This is a genomic window from Thiocapsa rosea (genome assembly GCF_003634315.1).
Lineage (GTDB): Bacteria > Pseudomonadota > Gammaproteobacteria > Chromatiales > Chromatiaceae > Thiocapsa > Thiocapsa rosea.
The window spans coordinates 5,291,382-5,310,500 of sequence record NZ_RBXL01000001.1 but is presented as its reverse complement, the minus strand read 5'-3'; the positions used below and the strand labels follow the sequence as shown (position 1 = coordinate 5,310,500).

The window sequence follows — 19,119 nt, the reverse complement described above, 5'->3', positions numbered from 1 at the left end:
CGACAACGACAACGACAACGACAACGAGTAGATCCTTCGACCACTTTTCCTGGTTCCGGCTCTGCCGGTAGATCCTTTTCCGGAAAAAGGCTCGTTGTGTCTCCCGTCAGCCTTCGGCCCGGCGCGGGCGACGGACACCCGCGACGGGTGTCGCCCGTGTCGGATCCTCGGGCCAGGCGTGTTTGGGGTAGCGCCCGCGCAGCTCCTTGCGGACCTCCGCGTAACCCCGCGCCCAAAAACCGGCGAGATCTTGGGTGACCTGGATCGGGCGACGCGCGGGCGAGAGCAGGTGCAGGAGCAGTGGGACGCGCCCGCGACCGATTCGCGGGGTCTCGGCGAGGCCGAAGAGCTCCTGCAGTTGGACTGCGAGGATCGGGGTCTCGCCGACGCAATAGTCGATCGCGCGCTCGCGGCCTGCCGGGGTCTCGATCCGGGTCGGTGCCTCGCTGTCGAGGCGCTGTCGCTGACCCCAGTCGAGTCGCGCGGCCAGGATCGGCATGAGGTCGAGCTTTTGGGTCTGCACGAGCCGCGACATCCCGCTCAGATAGGGCGCCAGCCAGACATGGAGATCCGCACGCAGGGCCTCGGGCGAGAGATCCGGCCAGTCGCCCTCGGGCTCGAGTCGGCGCATCAGGGCGACACGGTCGATGAATTGGAGCGCGGCATCGCTCCAAGCGAACGCCTGGTCGAATCGGGTCGCGATCTGTTCGAGCAGGATGCCAGCGACATCGTCCATCGCCTCCAAAGGCACCGGCTGCGCCCGCAGGGTGATGGCCTCCAGACGCTCGACGGCACGGGCGGCCACCGCCTCGCGCTGAGTGTCCCAGGACAGGCGGCGGCTCACCTCGATCCGCTCGGCGAAGCACGCGCGGATCTCGGACTCGGCAATGGGGAGCGCCGACTGGATCCGGCCGTCCGCGCCCCCTGCGTCGAGGCTGGCGATGACCAGATAGGGATGGATCCCCAAGGCGTCGTCCTGAGGCAAGAGCGCACCGGAGCCTCCGGCCAGACGATAACGCCCGTCGGTGCCCTCGCGGCGCTGTGCGATGCGCTCCGGGTAGGCGAGTGCGAGCAGCTCGGCAGTCGACCGAGCCGATCCCGGCCCAGCGGATCCGGTTTGGGCCTTTCGCGTCAGCCCCTGCAACTGTTGCGAGACCCGATCCGCGGCGGCGAGCCGACGTGGATCGGCCCCCGGCACCGAGCGCCGTTCACGCCAGGCGTGCAGGGCTTGCAGACGCAGACCCAAATCGGCTGGGCGGCGTCGTCTGGGCGTATCGAGCAACGGGTCGCGCTCGGTGATCAGCGCGCAGAGATCGGCGGCGTCGCCGCGGGCCGACTCGGCGGCGCCGAGCAGCATCACGGCTAGTCGCGGATGGACCGGCAGCTCCGCCATCCGCCGGCCGAGCGGGGCGATGGCGCCGCGTGAATCCAGTGCGCGGAGGCGCGTCAGGAGTACGACGGCGGCCTCCCATGTCGGGCCGGGCGGCGGATCGACCCAACGCAGTCCGCTCGGATCCGCCACGCCCCAGAGGCGCAGCTCCAAGACGAGCGATGTCAGATCGGCCTGAAGGATCTCGGGCGTTCGATGCTCGGGCCGACCTTGCTCCTGCGCGCGGGTCCAGAGCCGATAGCAGACACCCGGCCCCAACCGCCCGGCGCGCCCGGCGCGTTGCTCGGCGGAAGCGCGCGCGATGGGCTCGGTCACCAAGCGTGTGAGCCCGGAGCCCGGATCGAAGCGCGGCTTGCGGCTCAGGCCGCTGTCGATTACGACCTGGATACCCGGGATCGTCAGGCTGGTCTCGGCAATATCGGTCGAGACGAGCACGCGGCGCTCTGGCCCCGTGTTCTGGACCAGGGCCTTTTCCTGCTCCTCCGTCGGGAGACTGCCGTGCAGCGGCAGGATCCGGGTTCGCTCGTCCAGCAACTCACGCAGCCGCGCAACACAGCGATTGATCTCGCCCGTGCCGGGAAGGAATGCCAGAATGTCGCCCGGATGGCTCGCAAGCGCCGAACGCACGCCCGAGATCACCGCAGCGACCGTATCGGGGCCGGATGCGCGCTCGGCATAATGGACCTCGACGGGAAAGCTCCGTCCCTCGCCGCGGATGACGGCCGCATTGCCCAAGAGCCCGGCCAGCGGCTTGGTGTCGAGGGTCGCGGACATCAGCAGCAGCCGCAGATCCGGGCGAAGACCGGCGACCAGGTCCAACGCGAGTGCGAGCCCCAGGTCCGATTGCAGACTGCGTTCGTGGAACTCGTCGAACACCAGGAGTCCGACCCCTTCGAGCGTCGGATCGGACTGGATGCGTCGGGTCAGGATGCCCTCTGTGATGACCTCGATGCGGCTGCGCGGGCCGATCCGGCGCTCGAAGCGGATCTGGTAGCCGACGCGTTCCCCGAGCGGCTCGCCCAGCAGCGCGGCCATCCGCGCGGCGATCATGCGTGCCGCCGGCCGGCGAGGTTGCAGCATGAGAATGCGGCCGGCACCGAGCCAGTCTTCGTCGAGCAAGGCGAGCGGAACCCGCGTGGATTTGCCCGAGCCGGTCGGCGCTTGGAGCACGGCGTGACCGCGACGCAGCGCGGCGCGCAGGTCGTCGAGAACGGGCTCGATCGGCAGTTGTTCCATCAGAGAGGATCCATCAGGGTCGAGTAGGCACAGCCTTTGCTGTGCTTTGCTCCAGCGTTGCTCGAGTTCAGCCCGACCATGCGACCAACACTCGGACGTATTGCCGCCGTTCGGTCATCCATGGCCCGGAGCGATCGCCGACGCCACTGCGCCGCGCCGATAGCCGAGTGACATTCCTGACCATATCGGACCTTGCCCGACACGACACCGGAGTCGATCGACGTGCCGATCACATGCCTGCTTGAATCGGCCTTCAAATGGCTCTTCCTCGCCAGTCTCGTGCTGCTCGCGGTGACCTATTGGCAGAAGGATGCTCTCCCGGCGCCCGAGACCTTCGATCGCAGCAGGCTCGAAGCGCCGCTTCAGACGCCGACGGATCGCGAGCCCTTCACGGTGCGGGTGCGCGATCAAGAGTACCGGATCGAGCCGAAGGCCGAGTACGCGCTCGACGGGGTCGTGGTTAGCTACAGCAATGCCGATGCGATGAAGAACATCTGGCACCACAAGAGCTGGCAGGATTTTCTCAACCTGCGGGATCTCTGCGTCGTCTGGGGCGAGAACGTGGCGTCGGGCGTCTATCGCGACATGCGGTTCCGCAACGACAGCTGGACCTGCTGGGCCTCGTGGTCGGATCCCGCGGTCACCGCCAGGTTCAAAATGAACGCACTCTCCAACAACCATCTCCTGACCGACGATCGGGCCATCAAGAATGCCCTGATGTCCGCCGAGCCGGGGGATCAGATCCGGTTCAAGGGGGTGCTGGCCGAGTATGTCAACGTGGGCAACGGCTATGCGCGCGGCACCAGCCTGACACGCGACGACACGGGCAACGGTGCCTGCGAAACCGTTTATCTCGACGAGTTCGAGGTGCTCCACAAGGCCAATCTGAGTGTGCGTCGGCTTTTCGGGTTTGCGACCTGGATGGCCCTGGTCACGGGCCTCGGATTCTTGATCATGTTGCCGATCGCACCCGTGCGCATCCGGCGACGGATCTAAGCCGAATCGGTGTGGTACGCAAGCGCCGTAGGGTGGACAAGCGCAGCGCAGTCCACCAGCGCCGTGCGGGGTTCGGTGGACTTCGCTCTCGCTCGTCCCCTACGGTGACGGTGCCGTTTGGGTTACTCGGCGGCTGCGGTCTCTTCGGCCGCTTCGGGTGCCGGCGGCGCCTTGGGCCGAAGGCGCGTGATCAACTGCTCGTCGAGCAGGACCTTTTCCTTCTCTTCGCCGTGGAGCCATTGCTTGCCCTTGGCCTGCACGGCATAACGACCGGATTTCTTTTGATAGATTCGATACTCGGCGGTCTTCTTGACTTCGTTCATCGTGGTTCTCTTCTGTTGTCTGGCGGTTGTTTTCGAATCATTTTTAACACTTTAAACCGCGCCAGCTCCGACAGTCGTCGGAGCTGGCGCGGCCAAGACACTCCCACAAACGGCGCATACAGCGCCGGGCGCGGTTTAATCGTCCTGGTCGATGTCGCGCGGGTTGCGGAATCGCTCCGGGGGATCGCGCAGGATCTCGACGCGGAACTGAGCGATCAACGCGGCCATGGCGGCAAGTGCAGCCAATACGGGCGCGAGGAAGGTCAAGAGGGCGGCAACGCCGACCCCCGCCGTCAGCGGGATCTCCACCAACGCCTCCCCGCTCGGGCGACGGATGATCAGCCGGCGAACGTTGCCCTCTTGGATCAGCTCTTTAACCTTCTCGACCAGCGCACTGCCCATCACGGTGATCTCCTCGGTCGTGCCGCGTCCGCTTCGGTTGCCGGTCTTGTCGTTTCGCATGGTCGGGATCCGCGGTCTTGTTTGGCCGGGCATCCTAGCGGGTTCGAACCGATTCGTCACTCGTTTCGGGCGGTTGGGACGGCCCGAGCGAGCCGATGAAGGCCGCAAGGCTGCGTTCGTAATCGGGTTGGCTGGCAAAAAAACCGCTGTTGTGGTCGCCTCGCAGATCGACGAATCGCTTCGGCTCGCGCGCGGCATCGAACAGCTTCCGGCCTAAGGCGTAGGGCACGATCTCGTCGTCCGGGCTGTGCAGGACCAAGACCGGAGCGCGCACGCGCGACAGCCGCTCGGCGGCATCGAAGTCGAAGCGCAGGTACAAGACGTGGTGGAGTCCGGGATAGAGATGCCGTGCCATGTCGCGTGCCGAGCTGAAACCGGATTCCAGGATGACCCCGCCCGACGGGGCGCGCGCGGCCAGATCGGCGGCGACGTTTGCACCGAGCGAGCGTCCGAAGATGAGAATCGACGCGGGGTCGACCCCGCGTACCTCGACCAAATAATCCCGGGCGGCGCGTGCATCGAGATACAGCCCTGCCTCGCTCGGGCGTCCGGCGCTGCGCCCGTAACCGCGATAATCGATGATCAGGACCGACAGCCCCAGCCGGTTGAAGATGGCGATCGACTCGCCCCGATGGCTGATGTTGCCGGCGTTGCCGTGGAAGAAGAGCAGGGTATGGGTCGCGTCAGGGTGCGGGATGTACCAGCCGTGGAGCCGGGTGCCGTCGTCGGCCGTCAGCTCGACGTCCTCGAACGCGAGACCCCAATCGGCCGGTGTCGCCGCGAGCGTAGGGGTCGGATAGAAGACCATACCGGGTTGGAGCAGCCACATCGCGGCGTTGAGCAGCAGGATCGCCGATGCAATCCAACCGAGACCGGAGACGGGACCGGAAACGGATGTCGGGAGCTCGAGCATACTTAGGGCGCCTCGGCGGTCGATCGGGATTCCGGACGTATCAGGGCGGACTCGCCCACAAAGGCCCTTCCTCCATCGCCGCGATCTGCTCGCGCAACTGCAGGATGTGATCCTCCCAGAAACGCGGGGCGCCGAACCACGGGAAGGCGGCGGGGAACGCCGGGTCTTCCCAGCGCCGGGCGAGCCAGGCGGCGTAGTGGATGATGCGCAGGGTGCGCAGCGCCTCGATCAGATGAAGCTCGCGGTAGTCGAGCTCGAAGAAGTCCTCGTAGCCGGCCAGGACGTCGGCGAGCTGTCCGCTCATCTCCTCGCGATCACCCGAGAGCAGCATCCAGAGATCCTGGATGGCCGGACCCATGCGCGCGTCGTCGAAGTCGACGAAGTGCGGCCCGGCGTCCGTCCAGAGCATGTTGCCGCGATGACAGTCCCCGTGCAGCCGAATCAAGGCCGGTGAGCCGGCGCGTTCGTAGCAGGCGCGCACGCCGACGAGTGCCTGCTCGACGACGCTCTCGTAGGCGGGAAGCAGGTCCTTCGGGATCCAATCGTGCGCCAACAGAAAGGCCCGAGGCTCTTCGCCGAACGTGTCGATGTCGAGCGTCGGGCGGTGCGCGAAGGGCTCGAGTGCACCGATCGCATGGATGCGCCCGAGCAGACGCCCCAGCCACTCGAGGACGCTCGGGTCGTCGAGCTCCGGCGTGCGGCCGCCGCGCCGAGGCGTAAGCGAGAAGCGGTGGCCGGCATAGGCGTGCAGGGTACGGCCGTCGATGACCGACGGCGGCACCGCCGGGATCTCATGTTCGGCCAGTCTTTGGGTGAAGCCGTGCTCCTCGAGGATCGCCGCGTCGCTCCAGCGTCCGGGCCGGTAGAACTTGGCGATGAGCGGCTGCGCATCCTCGATCCCGATCTGATAGACGCGATTCTCGTAACTGTTGAGTGCGAGCATGCGACCGTCGGTGGCTAGCCCGACGCTCTCGATCGCGGTGAGCACGAGGTCCGGGCTGAGATCGGCGTAAGGGGTGGGATTGGGCGTTATCATGACTCGATTCTAAACCGCGTCCAGAGCGAGATGCTCACTTTCGAGTGAGTTCGGCATTTGGTGCATCCACGGCCCTTCGCGGGGACGCGGTTTAGAATACGATATATTTTTTAATATTTTAAACCGCGCCGTCTCCAGCCGTCGTCACATCTGCCGGGGCCGATCCCATCCAAACACATCGCATACCGCGATGGGCGCGGTTTGGGTTCAAGGGAACCGCTGGAGCACTTAAAGTCATGTATCGACATCCGAAAGGGCTTGGCGTTTGGCCGGCCGCTCTGCTCATCCTCCTGAGCGTATCGTCCGCCCGGGCCGAGACGCTGCGCTTCTTCGCGGCGGGCGATCTGCCCTATTTCTCCGCCGAGACCGAACAGCTTCGCGATCTCTTCGACACCGCCGAGACCGAAGGGACGTCCTTCCTGATCCATGTCGGCGACATCAAGTCCGGCAGCAGCCCCTGCACGGACGCCAACCTCAAGACGATCGCGGATCTCTTTCGGGTGCGGGCCGTGCCTGTCGTCTTCACGCCCGGCGACAACGAATGGACCGATTGTCACCGCGAGCGCGCCGGTGCCAAGGACCCGCGGGAGCGTCTCGCGCGGGTGCGCGAGGTCTTCTACGGGGATCCGGGCGTGCTGCGGCTCGATCGCCTCGGTATCGTCCGGGGCGAGGGTGCCGACGCGACCGACTATCCGGAGAACTACATCTTCATCCGCGAGGGGGTCCTCTTCGTCACGGTCCATGTCGTCGGCAGCAACAACGGCTATGCACCCGATGACCCGGCCGCGGTCGCCGAGTTCGAGGCGCGCGATGCCGCGAACGTGCGCTTTCTACATCAGGCGACTGCGCTGGCCTCCGAGCGCGACGCGGCCGCGATGGTCATCATCTTTCACGCGAATCCGCAATTCGAGAAGGCCCGGCCGGCGCGCGGGTTTGTTCGCTTTCGGCGCGCACTCGTCGAGCTGATGGGCGCCTATCCCGGGCCGGTGCTCGTGATCCACGGCGACACGCATCGCTTCAAGCACGATCGTCCGCTGATCGACCCGGCGACGGGCGAGCCCTTCAAGCGCTTCGTGCGCACCGAGGTCCCGGGCTCGCCCGTGGTCGGCGGGGTTTGGATCAGTGTCGATCCGCGGGCGGAGGAGCCGTTCGGGGTCAGCGCGATGTATCCGATCTCGCGGGATCGGTTGATGCAGTGAGGCATGCTGCGCCGCCGCAATTGAGTTTGACTGCCACGGCGTTTATGCTTCGCGATTCGTTTTTGTTTCGAGGCCGGAGCCATGGGTGCCAAGACCCTCTACGCTAAACTTTGGGACGAGCATGTCGTCCATCTCGACGAGAACGGCACGGCCCTGCTCTATATCGACCGCCAGCTCGTTCATGAGGTGACCTCGCCGCAGGCCTTCGAGGGGCTGCGTCTGGCCGGTCGGCGTCCGTGGCGGGTCGCGGCGAATCTGGCCGTGCCGGATCACAATGTCCCGACGCGCGATCTCGCGGCCGGCATCACGGATCCGGTCTCCAAGATTCAGGTCGAGACGCTCGACAGCAACTGTGCTGAGTTCGGGATCACCGAGTTTCGGATGTCCGATCCTCGCCAAGGTGTTGTGCACGTGATCGGCCCGGAGCAGGGCTTTACCCTGCCGGGCACGACCGTTGTCTGCGGCGACTCCCACACCTCGACCCACGGCGCCTTCGGTGCGCTCGCGTTCGGGATCGGCACCTCCGAGGTCGAGCATGTGCTCGCGACCCAGTGCCTGATCCAGCGCAAGTCCAAGACGCTTTTGATCAGCATCGACGGGCAGGTCGGGCCGGGCGTCACCGCCAAGGACATCGTGCTCGCCATCATCGGGGAGATCGGCACGGCCGGCGGGACCGGCTCGGTGATCGAGTTTGCGGGCGACGCCATCCGCGCGCTCTCGATGGAAGGGCGCATGACCGTCTGCAACATGGCCATCGAGGCCGGCGCGCGCGCGGGTCTGATCGGAGTCGACGAGAAGACGATCGAGTACCTGCGCGGCCGTCCCTATGCCCCGACCGGTGAGCTCTTCGAGCAGGGCGCCGCCCATTGGCGCACCCTGGTGAGCGACCCCGATGCGCACTTCGATCGTGTGGTCCGGATGGACGCGGCTGCGATCCAGCCGCAGGTCACCTGGGGCACATCCCCCGAGATGGTGGTCCCGATCGACGGCGCTGTCCCGGATCCGCGCGACGAACAGGATCCGGTGCGGGCCGAGGGCATCCGCCGCGCGCTCGATTACATGGGTCTCGAACCCGGCACCGCGATTCGGGACATCCGTCCGGACAAGGTCTTCATCGGATCCTGCACCAATTCGCGGATCGAGGACCTGCGCGCCGCCGCCGAGGTCGTCAAGGGCCGCAAGGTCGCCGACGGCATTCAATTGGCGCTGGTCGTTCCGGGCTCGGGCCTGGTCAAGGCGCAGGCCGAGGCCGAGGGCCTGGACCGGATCTTCACCGATGCCGGTTTCGAGTGGCGCGAGCCCGGCTGTTCCATGTGTCTGGCCATGAACGCCGATCGGCTCGAGCCGGGCGAGCGCTGCGCATCCACATCCAACCGCAACTTCGAGGGCCGGCAGGGTCAAGGGGGTCGGACCCATCTGGTCAGTCCCGCGATGGCCGCCGCCGCTGCGGTGACCGGTCACTTCGTCGACGTGAGGGAGCTCTGATGGAACCCTTCCAAAATTTCACCGGCATCGTCGCGCCGCTCGATCGCTCGAACGTCGATACCGATGCCATCATCCCGAAACAGTTCCTGAAGAGCATCGCGCGCACCGGGTTCGGGCCCTATCTCTTCGACGAGCTGCGCTATCTGGATCGCGGCGAGCCGGGGATGGACTGCACGCACCGGCCGCTGAACCCGACCTTCGTGCTGAACGACCCGAGATACGCAGACGCGCAGATCCTGCTGGCCCGCGAGAACTTCGGCTGCGGCTCCTCGCGTGAGCATGCACCCTGGGCGATCGCCGATTTCGGGCTGCGTGTCGTCATCGCCCCGAGCTTTGCCGACATCTTCCACAACAACTGCTTCAAGAACGGTCTTCTGCCGATCGTTCTGGCCTCCAAGATCGTCGATGACCTCTTTGCCCTGGCGAACGGGGCCCAAGCACTGCGGATCAGCGTCGATCTTCCCGAGCAGGTGCTCATGCTGGACGACGGCACCCGCATTGCGTTCGAGGTCGACGCAGGCAACAAGGAACGTCTGCTCAAGGGGTTGGACGACATCGGCGTGACCTTGGAGCAGGCGGATGTCATCCGTGCCTACGAGGAGCGCCGTCGGCGCGAGGCGCCCTGGCTCTTTTCCGTGCCGCGGCCAAGCCTCTCCAACACATGACGCATACCGCACCGGGCGCGGTGGAAGAGCAGTACACCACGAGACTTGATTGAGCGAGAAACCATTGAGCAAGAAGATATTGGTGTTGGCGGGTGACGGGATCGGCACGGAGATCGTGGCCGAGGCCGTTAAGGTCCTGAATGTCCTGCAAGCGGAAGGGGCCATCGATGTCTCCATGCAGGATGGATTGGTCGGCGGTGCGGCCTACGATGCCGCGGGCGACCCGCTGCCCGAGGAGACGCTGGAGGCCGCGCGTGCATCGGACGCCGTCCTGCTCGGCGCGGTGGGTGGACCCAAATGGGAGCCGCTGCATATCTCCAAGCGTCCCGAGAAGGGTCTGCTCGGCTTGCGTTCGGGGCTCGGTCTCTTCGCGAATCTGCGCCCGGCGATCCTCTATCCGCAGTTGGCCGATGCCTCCACACTCAAGCCCGAGGTGGTCTCCGGGCTCGACATCATGATCGTGCGCGAGCTGACCGGCGACATCTATTTCGGCCAACCGCGCGGGGTCGAGACCCTGCCGTCGGGCGAGCGTCGCGGCTTCAACACCATGGTCTACACCGAGTCCGAGGTGGAGCGCATCTGTCGCGTCGCCTTCGACATCGCGATGAAGCGCGGCAAGAAGGTGTGCTCGGTGGATAAGGCAAACGTGCTCGAATGTACCGAGATGTGGCGCGAGGTTGCGATCCAGACCGCGCGCGACTATCCGGAGATCGCGCTGTCCCATATGTATGTCGATAATGCCGCCATGCAGCTTGTGCGTGCGCCCAAGCAGTTCGACGTGATGGTCACGGGCAATATCTTCGGCGACATCCTTTCGGACTGTGCGGCCATGCTGACCGGCTCCATCGGGATGTTGCCATCGGCCTCCCTGAACGAGAAAGGGCAGGGCATGTACGAGCCGATCCATGGCTCCGCACCGGATATCGCCGGCAAGGGCGTGGCCAATCCGCTCGCCACCATCCTTTCGGTCGCGATGATGCTGCGCTATTCGCTCGACGCCGCACCCGCCGCCGAGCGCATCGAGGCCGCAGTCTCCAAGGTCCTCGACCAGGGGCTGCGCACCGCCGACATCATGTCGAGCGGCATGCGTCAAGTCGGCACCGCCGAGATGGGCGACGCAGTGGTGGCGGAGCTTTAGGGGCCGCCGGCCGTCTCAGCCGCCGGCCGTCTCAGCCGCCAGCCACCAGCCACCAGCTTCGGTTTAGCTAGTGCAGCACGGCAGATGTATCGAGACCGTTCGTTGTCGTTGTCGTAATCGTGGACGTAGTCCTATCGATGGTCGATTACGACAACGACAACGACAACGAACATGATCTCGGGCGGTCTCGGAATCTCTGCAGCGATACACGAGCGGCAGGCCGCCGCCAGCCTTGAAACACATACACCAACGACTACGGAGTACATCCCATGAAGCGTGTTGGATTCATCGGCTGGCGTGGCATGGTCGGCTCGGTCTTGATGGACCGCATGCGGGCGGAGGGCGATTTCGATCTGATCCCGGAGGCGGTCTTCTTCACCACCTCGCAGGTCGGTCAGCCGGGTCCGGACGTCGGGCGCGGCGCACGCCGGCTGCAGGATGCCGAGTCCATCGATGCCCTGCGCGAGATGGACCTCATCCTGACCTGTCAGGGCGGGGACTACACCAAGGCGATCTACCCTAAGCTGCGTGCCACCGGGTGGGACGGCTATTGGATCGACGCGGCCTCGGCGCTGCGCATGGATCCGAATGCGACCATCATCCTGGATCCGGTCAACCAGCCCGTGATCGATGTCGCACTGGAGCAGGGCAAGCGCGACTTCATCGGCGGCAACTGCACCGTGAGCCTCATGCTGATGGCGATCGGCGGGCTGTTCCGCGAGGGTCTGGTCGACTGGGTCAGTGCCATGACCTATCAGGCGGCCTCCGGTGCGGGTGCGAAGAACATGCGCGAGCTGCTCTCGCAGATGGGCGCGCTGCACGGTGCCGTGTCGCCGCTCCTCGATGATGCTGCATCCGCCATCCTGGAGATCGACCGGCGCGTCACCGAGACCATGCGCGACACCGCCTTTCCGACCGAGAACTTCGGAGCCCCTCTGGCCGGTGGTCTGATCCCCTGGATCGACACCGCCCTGCCGAACGGTCAGAGCCGCGAGGAATGGAAGGGCATGGCCGAGACCAACAAGATCCTCGGTCGCGAGGGTGATCCCGTGCCGATCGACGGTCTGTGCGTGCGTGTCGGTGCCATGCGCTGCCATAGCCAGGGGCTGACGATCAAGCTGACGCGTGATTGCTCGATCCCGCAGATCGAGGAGATCATCGCGGCTTCCAACGACTGGGTGCGGCTCATCCCCAACGATCGGCAAGAGACCGTGCAGGGCCTGTCTCCGGCTGCGGTGACCGGCACCCTGACGGTCCCGGTCGGTCGACTGCGCAAGATGAACCTGGGCGAGCGCTATCTCACGGCCTTCACGGTCGGCGATCAGCTGCTCTGGGGCGCGGCCGAACCCCTGCGACGCATGCTGCGGATCTTGCTCGCGCGCTGATCCGGTCGCGCTCGATCTCGGGCGGATAGCCGGATACAGCGTTCTTGGTGTGCACGGACGCGTTCGGATATAGTCCGGTTGCTTCAGGGGTAATACGAGCCGGACGAGCCATCGGTCGCCGGCTCTCCCGATTCCGGCGGTCCGATGCCGCCAGCGCACGAGGGAGGCGGATGTCTCGTCAGGTCATTCAGGCGTCGCTCATTGTCTTGGCCCTGATGGGCTCCGACGCTTTTGCCCTCGGCCTCGGAGGATTACGCACCGACTCCGCCCTCAACCAGCCTTTCGTCGGCGAGATCGATCTCTTCGACGTCAAATCCGACGAGCTCGACACCGTCAAGGCATCACTCGCGGGCCCCGATGCCTTTGCGAAATCGGGGATCGAGCGATATCACTTTTTGACCGGGCTCGCCTTCAAGCCCGAGGTGTCCGCACGCGGCGGTGCGGTGATTCGTGTCACGAGTCGCGAGCCGATCCGTGAGCCCTTCATGGACTTCCTCGTCGAGGTCGTCTGGCCGGCCGGCCAACTGACCAAGGAATTCACCGTCCTCTTGGACCCGCCGTCGATGTCCGAGCGGCGTGCCTCCGCCGAGGTGCGCCCGCCCGCCATCACGGATCGCCGACCGGCGACGCCCCCTTCGCCACCGCGATCGGCCGCGCGCTCCGACCCGGCACCGCCGCGCAGCGATGCTGTGGATCGGCCCCCGTCGCAGCCGGTCCGCCGGATCCCGAGCGGGCCGGATGGATTCCCCGCCTACTTCGGTCCCGTGCGTTCCGGCACTGGGCTATTGCGACTGGCGCGCGGGGCTCAACCCGCGGGCGCGACGACGGCCCAGACCGCTCTGGCGCTGTACCGAAACAATCAGGACGCCTTCATCAACGGCGATATCGACCGTTTGATCGCCGGCAAGACCCTCGTTATCCCCACGCGCGCTGAATTGTTTGCGCTCGACGAGGCCGCCGCGGCGGCGGAGCTTCAGGCGGCACTGCAGGGCGGTACGGTGCGGCGCTCGCCCATCACCGAGGTTGCGCGGATCGACGACGCGGCAGCTGCGGAGAGCGCGCGTCTGCGCATCGCGGGCGCAGCCGCCGGTGCGGTCCCCGGCACCGTCGAGGCGGCGCCGGCGCCAGCCGACGATGACCCCGACCGTGACCCCTTGAGCACGCCGCCGTCGCCGGCGACCGATCTGGAGCAGGAGCTCCTGCTGGTGATCGAGGCGAGCGAATCGGCCCGTCAGGAGACCGAGGAGCTTCGCGAGAGGGTCCGTGAGCTGGAGACGCAGCTCGCCGACATCCAGACCCTGCTGCAACTGAGAAACGCCGAGGTGGCGCGACTTCAGGGGGGAACGCCGGAGGAATCGGTCGCAATCGAGATCGATTCGGAACCTTCCGGGGAGACGCCCGATCAGGTGGTCGCGGAGACCGAGATCGCCGCAGCCGACGGTGAGGAATCGATCTCCGAGGAGGTCGCGACGGCCCCGAGCGAAGAGGCACCGGACGTCGATGCGGGCGCCGACCCGAGTCTCGCCGAGGTCGAAACCGAAACAGAGGCATCCCCGGAGGTCGTGGGCGAGGAGCTCGAGACTGCGGTGGATGCCGCTCCCGCGCCCACCTCCGCCTGGCATGCCTATCTTCTCCCGCTGGCTGGTTTCGCAGGGGTGACCGCCTTGGGGGTACTCGCGTTTTCATTGGTCTCGGCGCGTCGTCGTCGCGAGCAAGAGGAGAATGAAGACGAGTGGAGTATCGACTCCGCTGTCGTCACCCTCCAGGAGCCGGAGTCCGAGTCGGAGTCCGAGCCGGTTGCGCCCGAACCCACGCCGGCCGGGGTTGCGGACCGGACGCCGGCCGACGCCGCCCGCGTGCCGCCGAGCGAGCCGGAGCCGGCAGCGCCCGAGCCGACGGATCAAGAGCCGCAGAGCGACTCCGGGTTGCTGGCGCCGTCCTCCCAGCTCACCGCGTTCGGACATTTCGAGGCGGAGACCGACGAGGCCGATGCGCTCTCCGAGGCCGACATCTATATCGCCTACGGTCGTTACAAGGAGGCCGAGGAGCTGCTCAAGCGCGAGCTAAAACGCTTCCCCGAACGTCTCGATGTGAGATTCAAGCTGGCGGAGGTCTATGCCGGATCCGAGAATCCGGAGGCGTTGCGCAAGCTTATGCAGCACCTCAAGGCCACCGGAGCGGACACCGCCGAGCCGGCGCGCTGGCAACGCCTGAGCGCCATCGCCGCGGTGGTCGAGCAAGGCGGTACCTGGGACCCGGGCGCCACCATGCCGATTACGGAGGCGACCGGTATCCCTGCGAAGGAAACCGATCCGGATCTTCCGGCGTTGGATGATGCCTCCGATGCGTCCTTCGGCGAGCCTCGCGAGGACGAAAACGACTTCTTCACGCTCGATCTCGACGAGTTTGAGTCCAAACCTCGTCCCGGATCGACTCCCGCTCCCGTTCACGGTCCCGCTCGCGGAACGGCGGCACCGTCCCCGGTGGCCGAGACGTTGTCCCCGCCGTCTCAGGACGAGGATCTTCCTTTGTTGTTCGACGATTCCGCATTGGACAGTCCGCTTGAGCTGCCCGAGTTGTCGGCTCTGCAGGATCCGGCGGCTCCGTCGGGCACCGAGGATCTGAATCCTCGGGACGGGCTTCCCGAAGAGTCCGACTTAGTCCTGACGCTGGACGATCTTCGCGACTCGCGCGATTTGGATCTCGATGCCTTCCTGGACGCCGGACCACCGCCCGTGGTCGGGTCGAGGGCGCAGCCCGAGGAGTCGCTGCCGAGCCTGACGCTCCCGAGGAACGCGGTGGCTCCTTCTGCGGGCGATGCGCCCGGCGGCGACCCCTTGCCGGATGTGCTCGAGCCCCCGGACGAGGGACTCGCCGAGCAATGGGCGATGGACTCCGGGATCTGGGACGAGAATGCCACCAAGCTCGATCTCGCGCGGGCCTACATCGACATGGACGACGTCTCCTCCGCGCGGGAGATCCTCCAAGAAGTCATCGCGGACGGTCGCGAGGAGCAGCGCGGCGAGGCGCGGGACATGCTGAGGACACTCGCCTGAATGCCGAGATGGAGCCTGTGCCGATAAGGGCGCCGATCAGGGTGCCGACAGCGACGCCGACATCCGAGCCGAGGCCGGATTCCGCGCCGGATTCCGCGCCCGAGCCCGACGCATCGGGGCCGATCGTTGCGGGGAACCCGCAACGGATCGCCATGGGGATCGAGTACGACGGCTCGGCGTTTCGCGGGTGGCAGATCCAGGTCGGCGTGCGCAGCGTACAGGCGACGCTCGAAGAGGCGATCGGCCGCGTCGCCGACCACAGGATCCGCGTCCAGTGTGCCGGGCGCACCGATGCCGGCGTGCATGCCGACGAGCAGGTGGTGCATTTCGACACCGCGGCGCGGCGCAGCGAGCGCGCCTGGGTGCTCGGAACCAATGTCAATCTTCCGCCCGATGTCGCCGTGCGCTGGGCCTGTCCGGTCGACCCGCAGTTTCATGCCCGTTTCGACGCGCAGGCCCGCCACTATCGCTACCTCATCATGGTGCGCGCGACGCGCTCGCCCCTGCAGCGCGATCGCGCGGTCTGGAGCCACCGGCCCTTGGACATCGAGCGCATGCACGAGGCCGGACAGGCACTCGTCGGCGTGCACGACTTTTCCAGCTTCCGCGCGGTCGCCTGTCAGGCGAAGAGCCCGATCCGCCATCTGCACTATCTGGAGTTGAGCGCGATCGATGGCCTCGTTCAGTTGCGGGTTGGCGCCAACGGGTTTTTGCACCATATGGTGCGCAACATCGCGGGTGTGCTGATGACGATCGGCCGCGGCGAGGCGCCGGTCGACTGGACGCGAGAGCTTCTGGAGCTGCGCGACCGCCGCCTCGGCGGTGTGACCGCACCGCCCCAAGGGCTCTACTTCGTGCGCGCCGAATACCCGGAAGGCTTTCGACTCCCGCCCGGTCGGGAACCCGCACCATCGACGGATCAGCACAATGTCCCACGTTCTTGTTTGTAATCACCTGAACCGCGTCGACTTGACGCTGGCATGTCGCCCCGACGCGCGATGCTCCAACCCCCGTCGTTCTGTTGCTCAGAGACGCGGTTCAGCCGGCATTCGCCAATCATGAGAACCCGCGTTAAGATTTGCGGTTTGACGCGTCGGGCCGACGTGGATGCGGCGGTTGCCGCGGGGGTCGACGCGGTCGGCTTTGTCTTTCATCCGCCGAGTCCGCGCGCGGTGTCGCCACAGGACGCGCGCGACCTCTGCGCCGGGTTGCCGCCCTTCGTGACGGCGGTCGGGCTCTTTGTCGATGCCTCCCCCGAGCAGATCCGCGCGACCCTGGACCAGGTTCCGCTCGAGCTGCTGCAATTCCATGGCGAGGAAGCCCCGGAATTCTGCGCATCCTTCGGGCGGCGATGGATCAAGGCGATTCGGATGCGTCCGGGCTTGGATCTCGCCGAGGAGCAGGGACGCTACGGACAGGCCGCCGGGCTTCTGCTCGACACCTTCGATCCGGCTCGCCCGGGCGGGACCGGACAGCGCTTCGATTGGGAGCGGATCCCGACGGCCCTTGCGCCCTCGATCGTCCTCGCGGGCGGTCTGGATGCCGAGAATGTGGGGGAGGCGATCCGCCGGGTCCGCCCGTTCGGTGTCGACGTGAGCGGCGGTGTGGAGGCGTCCAAGGGCGTCAAGGACCATGACAAGATTCGTGATTTCATGCAGAGGGTGAACGATGTCGACATCTCCCGATAACTTCGACTGGGATTTTGCCGGTGCCGCGAGTGCGCGGCGCTCGCATCCCGGGGCCTATGACTTTCCGGACGCCGGCGGTCATTTTGGACCCTACGGCGGGATGTTCGTCCCCGAGACCCTCATGCACCCGCTCGAAGAGTTGCGCACCGCCTACGAGCGCTACCTGGCCGATCCGCAGTTCCAGGCCGAGCTCGATGCCGACCTGCAGGACTATGTCGGCCGGCCCTCGCCCCTCTATCACGCCGAGCGCTGGAGCCGCGAACTCGGCGGCGCTCAGATCTTTCTCAAGCGCGAGGATCTGAATCACACCGGCGCGCACAAGGTCAACAACACCATCGGTCAGGCCCTTCTGGCGCGACGGATGGGCAAGACCCGCATCATCGCCGAGACCGGCGCCGGTCAACACGGGGTGGCGAGTGCGACCGTGGCGGCACGGCTCGGGCTGGAATGCGTCGTGTATATGGGCGAGGTCGATATCGCCCGCCAGGAGGCGAACGTCTATCGCATGCGCCTGCTCGGCGCGCGCGTGGTCTCGGTCACCTCCGGCTCGCGCACGCTCAAGGATGCGCTCAACGAGGCGATGCGCGACTGGGTCACCAACATCGACAACACCTTCTATATCATCGGCACCGTTGCCGGTCCGCATCCCTATCCGGCGATGGTTCGGGATTTCCAGGCGGTCATCGGTCGCGAGGCCCGTGCACAGATCCTTGCGCGCAGCGGGCGTTTGCCCGATGCCTTGGTCGCCTGCGTGGGGGGCGGCTCCAACGCCATCGGCCTCTTTTACCCCTTCATCGGGGACGAGGATGTGGCTATCTACGGTGTTGAGGCCGCGGGCGACGGCCTGCAGACCGGTCGCCATGCCGCGCCGCTCTGTGCGGGCCGACCCGGCGTGCTGCACGGCAACCGCACCTATCTGATGGAAGACAACCACGGCCAGATCGTCGAGACCCATTCCATCTCGGCCGGGCTCGACTACCCGGGTGTCGGCCCGGAGCACGCCTGGCTCAAGGACAGCGGACGCGCCCTTTACGACTCGGTCACCGACGACGAGGCTCTGCGCGCCTTTCATCACCTGACCCGAACCGAAGGGATCATCCCCGCGCTCGAGTCCAGTCACGCCTTGGCCTACGTGCACAAGCTCGCCCCGACCATGCGCAAGGATCAGACGATCATCGTCAATCTCTCGGGGCGCGGGGACAAGGATATGCACACGGTCGCCAGTCACGACGGGTTGGTCTTATGAGTCGAATCGCCGCACGTTTCGAGCAGCTTCGCGAGCGTGGTCGCACCGCGCTCATTCCCTTCGTGACCGCAGGCGATCCGTCGCCCGCCGTGACCGTCCCTCTGATGCATGCCATGGTTGCTGCGGGCGTGGATCTGATCGAGCTGGGCGTGCCCTTCTCCGATCCGATCGCCGACGGTCCGGTCATTCAGCGTGCAACCGAGCGGGCCTTGGCCGCAGGCGTCTCGCTCGACGACGTGCTCGATATGGTTCGGCAGTTCCGCGAGCGCGACACCGAGACGCCCGTCATCCTCATGGGTTATCTCAATCCGATCGAGGTCATGGGGTACGAGACCTTCGCGGTTGCGGCGCACGGGGCCGGACTGGACGGCGCACTGATCGTGGACGTGCCGCCGGAGGAGGGCCACGCGTTGGTCGAGATGCTGAAGTCGCAGGGGCTCGACTTGGTCTATCTCCTGGCTCCGACCTCGACCGAGGCGCGCATCGTGCGGATCGGCGAGGTCGCATCCGGGTTCGTCTATTACGTCTCGGTCAAGGGCGTGACCGGGGCCGGGAACCTGGACACCGCCGCGGTGGCGGAGAAGGTCGGTTTGATCAAGTCGCTGATCGGGCTCCCTGTCGGGGTCGGGTTCGGAATCAACAACGCCGAGACTGCAGCTTCGGTCGCCCGGGTCGCCGATGCGGTCATCGTCGGCAGCGCGATCGTGAGTCGAATCGAGGCGCTCGCCGCGACCCCGGAGCGGATCCCGGAGGCTGTCGCCGAATTTCTCACCGGTCTACGTCAGGCCATCGACGAGGTGGATGCCCATGTCGCCTAAGCCCCCCAGCCGGGTTCGCCACGCGCTGACGCGTTTGGATAAACCATCCACGCCCGCCGCGAGCCCACCCGGGAAATCCGCGC

General features: G+C 66.3%; 16 protein-coding genes. 11 read left to right on the top strand and 5 right to left on the bottom strand.

The features are described 5' to 3' along the window. Nucleotides 1-106: 106 nt before the first annotated feature. Nucleotides 107-2,626, bottom strand: coding sequence for an ATP-dependent helicase HrpB (gene hrpB, locus BDD21_RS23665; RefSeq protein WP_120799260.1), 2,520 nt, complete (start codon nucleotides 2,624-2,626; stop codon nucleotides 107-109). Between the two features lie 222 nt (nucleotides 2,627-2,848). Between hrpB and BDD21_RS23660 the strand changes: the two genes are divergently transcribed. Next, entirely contained in the window at nucleotides 2,849-3,622 is a 774-nt protein-coding gene (locus tag BDD21_RS23660) for a hypothetical protein (RefSeq protein WP_120800102.1), read from the top strand. Between the two features lie 122 nt (nucleotides 3,623-3,744). On the opposite strand, the gene BDD21_RS23655 is transcribed toward BDD21_RS23660, so the two are convergent. The 4 genes from BDD21_RS23655 to BDD21_RS23640 form a co-directional block, all read right to left on the bottom strand. Next, complete coding sequence (locus tag BDD21_RS23655; RefSeq protein WP_120799259.1) at nucleotides 3,745-3,945, bottom strand: hypothetical protein; 201 nt, start codon at nucleotides 3,943-3,945, stop codon at nucleotides 3,745-3,747. Nucleotides 3,946-4,080: 135 nt separating this feature from the next. Then, entirely contained in the window at nucleotides 4,081-4,407 is a 327-nt protein-coding gene (locus BDD21_RS23650) for a DUF4342 domain-containing protein (RefSeq protein ID WP_120800101.1), read from the bottom strand. Nucleotides 4,408-4,441: 34 nt separating this feature from the next. Next, nucleotides 4,442-5,320 (bottom strand): alpha/beta hydrolase, encoded by an 879-nt coding sequence (locus BDD21_RS23645; RefSeq protein ID WP_120799258.1) that lies wholly within the window; start codon nucleotides 5,318-5,320, stop codon nucleotides 4,442-4,444. Between the two features lie 40 nt (nucleotides 5,321-5,360). Beyond that, nucleotides 5,361-6,356 (bottom strand): serine/threonine protein kinase, encoded by a 996-nt coding sequence (locus BDD21_RS23640; RefSeq protein ID WP_120799257.1) that lies wholly within the window; start codon nucleotides 6,354-6,356, stop codon nucleotides 5,361-5,363. 236 nt (nucleotides 6,357-6,592) lie between these two features. On the opposite strand from BDD21_RS23640, the gene BDD21_RS23635 reads away from it, so the two are divergent. From BDD21_RS23635 to trpA, 10 genes are all read left to right on the top strand, one after another. After that, nucleotides 6,593-7,555 carry a metallophosphoesterase gene (locus BDD21_RS23635; RefSeq protein ID WP_120799256.1) on the top strand — a complete coding sequence of 321 codons (963 nt, stop codon included), beginning with the start codon at nucleotides 6,593-6,595 and terminating at the stop codon, nucleotides 7,553-7,555. An 81-nt stretch (nucleotides 7,556-7,636) separates the two neighbouring features. Next, complete coding sequence (gene leuC / locus BDD21_RS23630; protein ID WP_120799255.1) at nucleotides 7,637-9,040, top strand: 3-isopropylmalate dehydratase large subunit; 1,404 nt, start codon at nucleotides 7,637-7,639, stop codon at nucleotides 9,038-9,040. Then, the gene (gene leuD / locus BDD21_RS23625; RefSeq protein WP_120799254.1) at nucleotides 9,040-9,705 is read left to right on the top strand and encodes a 3-isopropylmalate dehydratase small subunit; all 666 of its coding nucleotides are present in this window, start codon (nucleotides 9,040-9,042) and stop codon (nucleotides 9,703-9,705) included. The genes leuC and leuD overlap by 1 nt, the downstream gene beginning before the upstream one ends. Before the next feature lie 64 nt (nucleotides 9,706-9,769). Beyond that, nucleotides 9,770-10,843 (top strand): 3-isopropylmalate dehydrogenase, encoded by a 1,074-nt coding sequence (leuB, locus tag BDD21_RS23620; protein ID WP_120800100.1) that lies wholly within the window; start codon nucleotides 9,770-9,772, stop codon nucleotides 10,841-10,843. 269 nt (nucleotides 10,844-11,112) lie between these two features. Further along, nucleotides 11,113-12,228, top strand: a complete 1,116-nt coding sequence (gene asd, locus BDD21_RS23615; RefSeq protein WP_120799253.1) for an aspartate-semialdehyde dehydrogenase — start codon at nucleotides 11,113-11,115, stop codon at nucleotides 12,226-12,228. 170 nt (nucleotides 12,229-12,398) lie between these two features. Next, on the top strand, nucleotides 12,399-15,284 hold the full coding sequence (locus BDD21_RS23610) for a FimV/HubP family polar landmark protein (RefSeq protein ID WP_120799252.1): 2,886 nt from the start codon (nucleotides 12,399-12,401) through the stop codon (nucleotides 15,282-15,284). A 152-nt stretch (nucleotides 15,285-15,436) separates the two neighbouring features. After that, complete coding sequence (gene truA / locus BDD21_RS23605) at nucleotides 15,437-16,234, top strand: tRNA pseudouridine(38-40) synthase TruA (protein ID WP_120799251.1); 798 nt, start codon at nucleotides 15,437-15,439, stop codon at nucleotides 16,232-16,234. 108 nt (nucleotides 16,235-16,342) lie between these two features. After that, nucleotides 16,343-16,972 (top strand): phosphoribosylanthranilate isomerase, encoded by a 630-nt coding sequence (locus BDD21_RS23600; protein WP_120799250.1) that lies wholly within the window; start codon nucleotides 16,343-16,345, stop codon nucleotides 16,970-16,972. Further along, nucleotides 16,953-18,218 carry a tryptophan synthase subunit beta gene (gene trpB, locus BDD21_RS23595; RefSeq protein WP_120799249.1) on the top strand — a complete coding sequence of 422 codons (1,266 nt, stop codon included), beginning with the start codon at nucleotides 16,953-16,955 and terminating at the stop codon, nucleotides 18,216-18,218. The genes BDD21_RS23600 and trpB overlap by 20 nt, the downstream gene beginning before the upstream one ends. Then, entirely contained in the window at nucleotides 18,215-19,036 is an 822-nt protein-coding gene (trpA, locus tag BDD21_RS23590; protein WP_120799248.1) for a tryptophan synthase subunit alpha, read from the top strand. The genes trpB and trpA overlap by 4 nt, the downstream gene beginning before the upstream one ends. Nucleotides 19,037-19,119 lie beyond the last annotated feature (83 nt).